Here is a 4243-nt window from a genome sequence, read left to right as displayed (position 1 = left end):
GCCGCGCCCGACCAGGGTCGCGGTGGCTCGCTTGCCCGCGCCGTAGGCGAGGACCACCTGCCCGACGGACGCGGCGGTGAGGGGCAGGATCTGGTGGTTGGTCCTCGTCGCGTACGGCTGCGGGACGTAGGTCGCCAGCAGCCAGGTCAGCGCGTTGCGCTCGGCGTCGGTCCCGCCGCCGGCCCTGAACACGACGTCGGCGGCGGCGAGGCCGTTCTGCCTGGCCGCCGACGTGGCGGCCTCCGCGGTCAGGGGATGCGGCAGCTCTAAGTCCTCGAATCGCTCGTAGGTGTAGTCGATCGGCATGGCGGCCTCTTCTCCTGATCACCGCACCGCGCGCGGGTGCTCTGCCCTGTCCCCGAGCGGCTACGGTCAGTCCCTGATACGAGCGGCCGCGTGATCCTTCGGCGCGTCCCGGTCTCAGCCCTGGCCCGCGCGGGGTGCGCCGGCGGTGCGGTCGAGCTCGTCGATGAAGGTCAGGATCCGGGAGTTGACCCGTTCGGGGAACTCGCCGTTGATGGCGTGGGAGGCGTCCGGCCACAGTTCGACGACGGCGTGGGAGAGCAGCCGGCGGGCGCGCTGCGCGGCCTTGCCCGGATCGTGGATGATGCTGCGCCCGGCGATCAGGGCGAGCACCGGCGCCTCGACGCCGGCCACCTGGTCGTCGGCCGGGTTCGACGGCGGCGGCAGGAAGGAGGTGAAGTCCCGCATGCCCGCCGAGATCACGTTGGCGATGGGCTCGTCGCCGGAGGCGTCGGCTCCGCCGGAGATCCAGCTCAGCAGCTTGCGGCGCCACGACTCGGGGAAGGACGGCACCACCGACCCCAGCGAGACGATGACGACCTTCCAGGTGATCCGGCCGAACGTGATCGCGGGGTCGAGCAGGCTCACCGAGGCGATCTTGTCCGGGGCGCACATGGCGAGCTGGAAGGCGCTCCACCCGCCGATGGACACCCCGAGGAGGTGCACCCGGACGGTGCCGAAGCCGGTGGTCACGTCGTGGGTCTCGGCGGGCTCGGGCAGCTGCGCCATGGCCTGGTCGTGGGCGGTGCGGTAGCGCGCGAACGCGGACGGGTCGCGGAAGTGGCCGAGCCGCCTGCCGCGGAAGGCGGCTCCGGGCACGCCTTTCTCGCCAGGGCCGTCGCCGACCCCGACGTGCTCGCGTTGCACCGGACGGGCGGCGCGGCGGTCCACCGCGAGATCGCCGCCCTCGTGACCGGCCGGTAGGGCCGGAACGGGCTCTCACCAGCGGTCCCAGTGCAGGACCTCCTCGCGCGGGATGCGGGGAGCGGGCCTGAACTCGGTGCCGATGGTGAAGGCCAGCGGGATGAACGCGGCCAGCATCACCTTCTCGTACGGCACCCCGAGAACCTGGGCGAGCTCCCGTTCGAGGGGCGCCTGCGCGGTCGTCCACACCGTGCCGAGGCCGCGGGCCCGCGCGGCCAGCATGAAACTCCACACCGCCGGCAGGATCGACCCCCAAGCCCCCGCCTGCGCCTCCACCGTGGCGCGGTCGGTGCGCCCCTCGACGCCCGGGATGACGAACGCGGGCACCCGGTGGATGTTGGCGGCCAGGTGACGCAGCCCGTCGAAGACCCGCTCGGTGGAGCCGCGGTGGTAGTTCATGCGCCACAGGTCGCGCTCGCTCAGCGGCTGCCCGGTGGCCCGCGACAGGGAGCGCAGGAAGAGGTCGGCCACGGCCCGCCGCTGCTCGGGCTCGGTGACGACGAGGAAGTGCCAGCGCTGCCGGTTGCGTCCGGTGGGCGCCTGTACGGCCAGGTCCACGCACTGCTCGATCAGCTCGCGGGGCACCGGACGGGTGAAGTCGAGGCGTTTGCGCACGGCGCGGGTGGTGCTCAGCAACTCGTCGGGCGTGAGATCCAGTGTCACGGCAGGTTCCCTTTCAGTCGATCGGTACGGCGGCGGGACGGCGGGCGCGCAGCCCGTAGGCGGCGACGAGGGCCCCCAGCAGCGAGAACCCGCCCGCCACCAGGAACGCGAGCCGGTAACCGGCCAGCGGCGACCCGCCCAGCGGCAGGACGGCGGCCAGCACCGCCACCCCGACCCCCGCCCCGATCTGGACGGAGGACGTGACCAGCCCCGAGGCCAGCCCCTGCCGCGCGTCGGGCAGGCCGGCGACGGCGGCGATGTTGAGGCTGGGGAAGGACAGCCCGTTGCCGACGCCGTGCACGACCAGCGCGGGCATCAGCACCGTGAGGTAGTCGCCGGTGACCCCGGCCCGCAGGAACAGCAGGATGCCCGCCCCCTGGACGAGCATCCCGGCGGCGGCCACCCGTCCCAACCCCCAGCGGCTGATCAGCCGGCCGGCCAGGTTGGCCGTGACGACGATGGCCAGGCCCATCGGGACGATCCCGAGCCCGGTGGCCAGCGCGGTGTAGCCGAGCACCTGCTGCAGGTACAGGACGGTGACGAACTGCCAGCCGATGGTCGCGCACGCCCAGGTCAGCGCGGCGAGGTTGGCGGCGCCCACCGTCCCGGACCTGAACACCTCCAGCGGGACGAGCGGGCTGGGCCGCCCGCGTTGGATGAGCACGAAACCGCCGAGCAGCGCCACGGCCACCACACCGGCCGGCCAGTTCCGCTCGGTCAGCGCGAACACCAGCAGCAGCACGCCCCCGGTGACCGCGACCGCCCCGGCGGCGTCGAACCCGCCGCGCGCCCGCTGCGGCCGGACGTCGCGCGGCAGTGCCAGCGGCGCCGCGGCCAGCACCAGCGCCGCGACCGGCACGGGCAGGAAGAACACCAGCCGCCAGCTGATCTCCGCCAGCAGGCCGGAGGCGATCAGCCCGGCGGTGTAGCCGGTGGCCCCGGCCAGCGAGTAGACCCCGAGCGCCCGGTTGCGCGGCGCGCCCTCGGCGAAGGTGGTGGTGATGAGCGACAGCAGGGCCACGCCCATCAGGGACAGGTCCATCGAGTCCAGGAACACCGCCGCGCACAACACCACCAGGGCCGTCCGTGCGACGCGCTCAGTCCGTGCCACGTCCACTCTCCATCTGAGTACAAACAATTTGCTGACAGACGATTGGGACCGTACGGCTACAAATCATCTGCTGTCAAACGATTGGAGGTGAGATGGTTTGCGTTAGACTCGGCGTCGGAGCGAAGAGGGGGATCCATGGCGACCACCACCAGGACAGGCGACCGCGCACGCCAGGCGTACTTCCCGCGGCTGGCCGCCGAGCGGCTGGACATCGCATTGTGCCGGGCCTCGGCCGCCGTGGCGCGCGCCGCCGACGCCCACGCCACCACGCAGGGGCTCGGCGTCGGCCAGCAGCTCGTGCTCCAGATGCTCGACGCCGTCGGCCCCTGCTCGCAGCAGACGCTCAGCGAGGAGCTGCGCATCGACCGCAGCGTCATGGTCAGCGTCTGCGACGACCTGGAGCGGGCGGGCCACGTACGCCGCGAGCGCAACCCCCGCGACCGCCGCTCCTACGCCGTCACCATCACCGACCCGGGGCGGCGGCGGCTGGCCGAGGCGCAGGCCGCGATCCCGGCCTTCCTCGACGACACCTTCCAGTCCCTCACGCCGCAGGAGCGCGACCAGCTCACCGCCCTCCTCGGCAAACTCCTCAACACCGGTTCCTGAGGCGTCGGCTCCTGGGGCGCCGGTTCTCGAGGCGTCGGGCGGCCGTGGTTGTCGTCCTCCCTGTGGCCGGAGGGACCGGCCTCGGGGAGGAGCCGGGGCCGCCGCCGGCGTCCGACAATCGCAGTGCGGCCCCGGAGATCATCGGGGCATCCGGCGGCCGTCACGGAAGCATCTCGCGTACGTCGCGACCTCACCGCAGGAGCCCATGTGACCCGTCTTCGTCCCGTCATCACCGTCGCGCTGCTGGCCGCGGCCACAGTGGGGGCGCTGTCCCTGCCGGCCCAGGCCACCGAAGGCAAGTCGTGCAACACCGGACCGAACGGACCCGCCTGCCACTCGCCCGGCTGGGGAACCAAGTAACAGGAAGGATCGCCATGCGTCACGCACGCCGCCTCGTCATCGCCACGCTCCTGGCCGCCGCCTGGGGGGTCCCCGCCGCCGTTGCCGCCCAGGCCGACAGCCGGACCGACTGCTACCAGATCTACAACCACAACTACCAGGCCCTCGTCGCCCGGGGCTGGAGCCCTGAGAAGGCCGCCAACGAGGCGCTTCTCTACTACGAGGAGTGCATGCGGCTCAAGGAGAACCCCGCTTCGAGCACCCCGACTGACTGAACCCCGCCGCGAAGCGTCCTGC

7 protein-coding genes are annotated in these 4243 nt (G+C 72.7%); 3 read left to right on the top strand and 4 right to left on the bottom strand.

What is annotated here, in order from left to right; genetic code table 11:
- From ACWCSD_RS48970 to ACWCSD_RS48955, 4 genes are all read right to left on the bottom strand, one after another.
- Positions 1 to 306, bottom strand: a 306-nt coding sequence (locus ACWCSD_RS48970; RefSeq protein ID WP_449926103.1) for a hypothetical protein, incomplete at its 3' end; no start/stop codon positions are given.
- 114 nt (positions 307 to 420) lie between these two features.
- Positions 421 to 1194 (bottom strand): alpha/beta fold hydrolase, encoded by a 774-nt coding sequence (locus ACWCSD_RS48965; RefSeq protein WP_449926100.1) that lies wholly within the window; start codon positions 1192 to 1194, stop codon positions 421 to 423.
- A gap of 48 nt (positions 1195 to 1242) precedes the next feature.
- Positions 1243 to 1890: a nitroreductase family protein gene (locus ACWCSD_RS48960; RefSeq protein WP_387649012.1), complete on the bottom strand. Its 648-nt coding sequence runs from the start codon at positions 1888 to 1890 to the stop codon at positions 1243 to 1245.
- Positions 1891 to 1903: 13 nt separating this feature from the next.
- Positions 1904 to 3001 (bottom strand): MFS transporter, encoded by a 1098-nt coding sequence (locus ACWCSD_RS48955; RefSeq protein ID WP_397157298.1) that lies wholly within the window; start codon positions 2999 to 3001, stop codon positions 1904 to 1906.
- 135 nt (positions 3002 to 3136) lie between these two features.
- Here ACWCSD_RS48955 and ACWCSD_RS48950 point away from each other — a divergent pair, with 135 nt between their 5' ends.
- The 3 genes from ACWCSD_RS48950 to ACWCSD_RS48940 all read left to right on the top strand — a co-directional run bounded on the left by ACWCSD_RS48950 (position 3137) and on the right by ACWCSD_RS48940 (position 4221).
- A complete protein-coding gene (locus ACWCSD_RS48950; protein ID WP_397157300.1) occupies positions 3137 to 3607 on the top strand; it encodes a MarR family winged helix-turn-helix transcriptional regulator in 471 nt (156 codons plus the stop codon).
- Between the two features lie 207 nt (positions 3608 to 3814).
- Positions 3815 to 3967, top strand: a complete 153-nt coding sequence (locus ACWCSD_RS48945) for a hypothetical protein (RefSeq protein WP_352324543.1) — start codon at positions 3815 to 3817, stop codon at positions 3965 to 3967.
- Between the two features lie 14 nt (positions 3968 to 3981).
- Positions 3982 to 4221, top strand: coding sequence for a hypothetical protein (locus tag ACWCSD_RS48940; RefSeq protein ID WP_449926095.1), 240 nt, complete (start codon positions 3982 to 3984; stop codon positions 4219 to 4221).
- Positions 4222 to 4243: the final 22 nt, after the last annotated feature.

The organism is Nonomuraea sp. NPDC001684 (assembly GCF_053596515.1).
This window is presented reverse-complemented; position numbering and strand designations above follow the sequence as displayed.

What these genes read in the sequence shown, in the direction of transcription:
- ACWCSD_RS48940 (WP_449926095.1), top strand. Translation starts at nt 3,982, where the DNA reads ATGCGTCACGCACGCCGCCTCGTCATCGCCACGCTCCTGGCCGCCGCC.
- ACWCSD_RS48950 (WP_397157300.1), top strand. Translation starts at nt 3,137, where the DNA reads ATGGCGACCACCACCAGGACAGGCGACCGCGCACGCCAGGCGTACTTC.